Below are 5163 nucleotides of genomic sequence, written 5' to 3'. Positions count from 1 at the left end.
GGGATCTGAGTATCAGCGGAACAGAAAACCTAGGTAAGGTGCTCTCACGCTTGTCTGCCTGTGAAACGGCACGGGGTTTCGACGCCGATCGACACAGTAACCTGTTGAAAATATGAGGTCCCTCAAGGCCCGACCTGCGTGCTGTTTCACATTCTTGGGCTTGACGCCAAACGGCCCATTACAGAAGCAGTTACAAATGAATGGCGTCTCACAAAATGTATCTGTTAGCTATCGGCAAAATAATAAATATCCCTATGCAAATAAATGCCGCCCAGTCCCTAGAAATATCGATTTCCGGTCCGAGGCCAAACGCCTTTTTTATTATAAAATAAAATATAAAAGCTCCTGGAGCCAATATCATTATTAAAAATGAAATATGAAAAATAAAATCTGTAATGTTTTTAATACCATCTGGCTTCAAAATTATTTTTAACCCATTGAGTGCCTCACTGGGTCCCCAGTTGAATCCATGTTTAATAGAGGTAATGGAGGCATACGAAAGCATAAAAGCCAAAGCTATTCTCTCATGCTTTTCAATGCCTTTTCTTATATTTCTAGATTCAGAAGAAGTCTCCTGTGAAGCATGTATAGGGACGGTTCCATCCAGTGACGTAATATGGCGGCCATTTTTATAATATTTTCGCTCTGGATGGGACTCAAGTGGTGTGGATATCCATAGCCATCGGCCGGGATCTTTATAAGATTTCCTGGGTAATCATTAGATGAGCGATAATAGGTATCCTCCCCAGATTCACACCATCCACATGATGAAATATCAGCTCCATTTCTCGCTCGGTTTATGCAGTGCTGGCACGGCTCAACATAGTAGTCGTAAGTCATAACTTTTGTCCATCCATAGGTATAAGTGGTATGTCCGGATTTTTGTGCAAAAAAAGCGACACAAGATCATTCAAATGCTGTTGCAGAAGATAAACCGTCGCACTTATAGACCGTGTCGCTTATAACTGTTAGAGTTATACAAATTTATGGATATTTTTTAATTTTTATAAATAACTAAGTCCTCCTTTTCTTACTTCTCTTTCTAATTTATCGATCTCTCTCTCCATTCTTGATATTTCAGAATCACAGCCATGAATTGCTTCTCTATATTTCTTCTTCTCATCATCGGTCTTGGCGCCGCTCAGCTTCCTATTAGTTTCATTCCTTATCGAAATCATGTTGCCCCTCTCTCTCTTCAGTTCTTCAAGACGCTTCGCGCTCATAAATAACCTCCTTTGCAGCCAATAATGTATCATTGATACGCCAAAGCAGCGCCCGACAGTGTACATAGATGCTGATAAAACTTGAAGATAATACATTTGCTTATTGCGTATCTGAGGCGGGTATAAGAGGGAAAGATTTTCAAGGAAATGGCCGAAACCCAGCAATTCCCCCATTTTCTTTCTCGTGTTCCGGTGGGGTATACCCATACGACACAGCGTCGTGAGACGATCCTCAGCGTCTCATTTGGATGGATTTCGCATGAGCGAGACGTTACCGTTTGCTGGTTTAGAAGCAAACGAGACGATTCATGGCGGTCTACGGTTACGCCCGCGCCTCCACGCTGGATCAGGACGTCGCGATCCAGGAGGAGGCGCTTCGCCATTCCGGGTGCGAGGTCATACGCTCGGAGAAGGCGAGTGGCACGACCCGCGCCGGCCGGTCGGAACTCGCTTTGCTTCTCCAGTTCCTCCGCCCCGGTGACACGCTGGTGGTCACCCGCGTCGATCGCTTGGCACGGTCGATCAAGGATCTCCAGGACATCGTGCACGAGCTGCGCGCCAAGGGCGTGGCACTGAAGGCGACCGAACAGCCCATCGACACTTCAACCTCGGCCGGCAAGGCATTTCTCGACATGCTCGGCGTGTTCGCCGAGTTCGAAACCAACCTACGCCGGGAGCGCCAGATGGAGGGCATCTCGCGCGCCAAGGCCAAGGGAGTCTACAAGGGCCGCAAGCCGTCGATCGACCCGGCGGAGGTCTGGCGCTTGCGGACCGAAGAGAAGCTGGGACCAACCGCCATCGCCCAGCGGCTCGGGATCGGGCGCGCATCCGTTTATCGAGTGCTCGCCGGCACCGATCGAACCTGATGCCGGTCAGCTTTCTCACCCCGGAACAGGAAGGGCGGTACGGCCAGTTTCCGGCCGATGTGTCCGCCGAGCAGCTGGCCCGGTTTTTCCACCTCGATGACGCGGACCGCGCGTTCATATTGGCGCACCGCGGCCCCCACATGCGGCTCGGTTGCGCCGTTCAACTCGGCACGGTGCGGTTTCTCGGAACGTTTCTTGAAGATCCATGCAAGGTACCGCCGGGCGTGGTCGGCTTCCTTGGCGACCAACTTGGCGTGCCCGTCAACGGAGCGCTCGACGCATACCAAGCCAGCCAATGGCGTTGGCGACACCCGATTGAAATCCGCAAACGCTATGGCTACCGCGATTTTTCGAATTCCGCCGCGCAATGGCGCCTCCAGCGTTGGCTCTACGCACTGTGCTGGACGGGGACCGATCGGCCGACGGCCCTGTTCGACCAGGCGACGGCCTGGCTGGTAACGCACAAGGTGCTGCTGCCGGGGGCGAGCGTGCTCGAACGGACCGTCGCGCGGGTGCGGTCCCGTGCCAATAGCCGCCTGTGGCGCCTGCTGGCGGCCCGGATCACGCCCGAGCAGAAGGCGCGGCTCGACGCCCTACTGGTGGTGCCGGAGGGGGAGCGACAGAGCCCAATGGACCGGCTCCGCTCGGGACCGACCCTGCAAAGCACCAATGAATTGGTGCGCGCGATCGAGCGCCTCGACGAGGTGCGGCACCTCGTGGCTGGTCTGCCGCTCACCAACCATCTACCGAAAACCCGCATCCTGGCTTTGGCGCGGTTCGCCGGCGTCGCCAAGGCCCAGGCGGTTGCCCGGTTGCCGGACGAGCGCCGCGCCGCCACCCTGCTGGCGTTTCTCCGGGCGCTGGAGGCAAGCGCGCAGGACGATGTGCTCGACCTATTCGACCTGCTCGTCACCCGAATGTTCGTCGATGCTGTCCGCAAGGGCCGGGAGGCGCGGTTGCGCAGCCTGGGCGACCTCGACGCCGCCGCGCGCACCCTGAGCAGGGTCTGTGCTTTGGTGCTCGACGACGCTGTCGGCGACGCCGATCTGCGAGCCGCGGTCTTCGCGGCCGTCCCGCAAGCTGCCCTGGAAGCCGCCGTAGCACAGGTGGACGGCTTGACCAAGCCGCCGGACGATCCCTACTTCGACGAGTTGCTGGCGCAGCACCGCCGCATCCGGCGTTTCCTGCCACACTTCGTGCGCGTGGTCGGCCTGGGCGCCATGCCGGCCGGACGCCCGGTACTGAAGGCCCTGCAGCACCTCCGGACAGTTGAGGACGGCGGCGCCCGCGGTGCGCCGTGGCCCACGGAGTTCGTGCCGAAGTCTTGGGAACGCCGGGTGACCCGGAACGGTGTTCTCGATCGGCGCGCCTGGACCCTCTGTCTGGTCGATCGACTGCGCGGCGCGCTTCGGCGCCGTGACGTGTTCGCGACGCCGAGTCTGCGCTTCGCCGATCCCCGCATCGGCCTGCTCGACGGCGCCGCTTGGGAGGCCGCGCGGCCAACCGTCTGCCGCACGCTGGGAAAGTCGCAGAATGCGGGCGAAGAGATCGGTCAACTGACCGAGCGGCTCGATCAGGCGTTCCGAACGGTGACCGTCAACCTTCCTCAAAATGCCGGCATCCGCATCGAACGGAATGGCACCGACGAGGACTTGGTGCTGACCGGCCTCGACCGCCTCGACGAGCCGGCCAGCCTCGTCGCTCTGCGGGACGCCGTGACAGCGCGCCTGCCGCGTGTCGATCTACCGGAATTGCTGCTGGAAATCGATGCCCGGACCGGCTTCGCTGGCGCCTTCACCCATGCCAGCGAAGCCGAGGCGCGGGCGCAGGACCTGCCGACGACGCTGTGTGCCATGCTGCTGGCCGAGGCGTGCAACACCGGCCTGGAACCGCTGGTGCGCCCGGACCTGCCGGCGCTCCGGCGGTCGCGCCTGAGCTGGGTTCGGCAGAATTATCTGCGGGCAGAAACCCTGACCCTGGCCAATGCCCGCCTTGTTGCCGCCCAGAACGGCATCGACCTGGCGCGGCGGTGGGGCGGCGGCGATGTCGCCTCCGCCGACGGGCTGCGCTTCGTGGTACCGGTGCGCACCATCCACGCCGGCCCCAACCCGAAGTACTTCGGCTCCGAGCGCGGCGTCACCTACTATAACCTCGTGTCCGACCAGTTCACCGGCCTGAACGCCATCACCGTGCCCGGCACCCTGCGCGACAGCCTGGTGCTGCTGAGCGTCGTGTTGGAACAGGAGACCGAGCTGGAGCCGACCGAGATCATGACCGACACCGGCGCCTACACGGACGTGATCTTCGGCATCTTCTGGCTGCTCGGCTACCAGTTCAGCCCGCGGATCGCCGATGTCGGCGGCGCCCGATTCTGGCGGGCCGATCCGGCGGCCGACTACGGCCCCCTCGACAAGCTGGCCGCGCACAAGGTGAGGACGGGCCTCATCGCCGAGCATTGGGACGATCTGTTGCGCCTGGCCGGCTCGCTCAAGCTGGGCCTCGTGCAGGCCGGCGGGCTGATGCGGACGCTCCAGACAAACGACCGTCCAACCCGGCTGGCACGGGCGCTGGAGGAACTGGGCCGGATCATCAAGACGCTCTATCTGCTGGCCTACATCGACGACGAAGCCTATCGCCGCCGCATCCTCACCCAGCTCAACCGTGGTGAGGGCCGCCACCAACTCGCCCGCGTCGTCTTCCACGGCAAGCGGGGCGAACTGCGTCAGCGCTACCGGGAAGGTCAGGAGGACCAACTCGGCGCCCTTGGTCTGGTCGTCAACGCCATCATCCTGTGGAACACGATTTACATGGACGCCGCGCTTGACCAACTGCGGATGGAAGGTTTCGACGTTCGCAACGAGGATGTGGCCCGCCTGTCGCCGCTCGCCCATGAGCACATCAACATGCTCGGCCGTTACGCCTTCACCCTGCCCGAGCCGGTGGCTCGGGGTGAACTGCGGCCACTGCGCAGTCCGGTGGCCTTGGCCTATGAGGACGCCTGAATGGTAACGCCGTCAGCCAGCATCCGCCGCGGCCTTACCTAGGTTTTCTGTTCCGCTGCTACCCGGCCCCCG

The 5163-nt window shown here is 60.0% G+C and carries 3 protein-coding genes; 2 read left to right on the top strand and 1 reads right to left on the bottom strand.

Translation table 11 applies throughout. From position 1 onward, the window contains the following. Positions 1-1004: 1004 nt before the first annotated feature. Complete coding sequence (locus ACM9LZ_RS25500; RefSeq protein ID WP_416622312.1) at positions 1005-1223, bottom strand: hypothetical protein; 219 nt, start codon at positions 1221-1223, stop codon at positions 1005-1007. A 308-nt stretch (positions 1224-1531) separates the two neighbouring features. Between ACM9LZ_RS25500 and ACM9LZ_RS25495 the strand changes: the two genes are divergently transcribed. Both ACM9LZ_RS25495 and ACM9LZ_RS25490 read left to right on the top strand, forming a co-directional pair. After that, positions 1532-2089 carry a recombinase family protein gene (locus tag ACM9LZ_RS25495; RefSeq protein ID WP_416622311.1) on the top strand — a complete coding sequence of 186 codons (558 nt, stop codon included), beginning with the start codon at positions 1532-1534 and terminating at the stop codon, positions 2087-2089. Further along, positions 2089-5091 carry a Tn3 family transposase gene (locus ACM9LZ_RS25490; RefSeq protein WP_416622310.1) on the top strand — a complete coding sequence of 1001 codons (3003 nt, stop codon included), beginning with the start codon at positions 2089-2091 and terminating at the stop codon, positions 5089-5091. The genes ACM9LZ_RS25495 and ACM9LZ_RS25490 overlap by 1 nt, the downstream gene beginning before the upstream one ends. The last annotated feature ends 72 nt before the right edge of the window (positions 5092-5163 follow it).

It is taken from the genome of Niveispirillum fermenti (assembly GCF_048066175.1).
GTDB classification, from domain to species: domain Bacteria; phylum Pseudomonadota; class Alphaproteobacteria; order Azospirillales; family Azospirillaceae; genus Niveispirillum; species Niveispirillum fermenti.
This window is presented reverse-complemented; position numbering and strand designations above follow the sequence as displayed.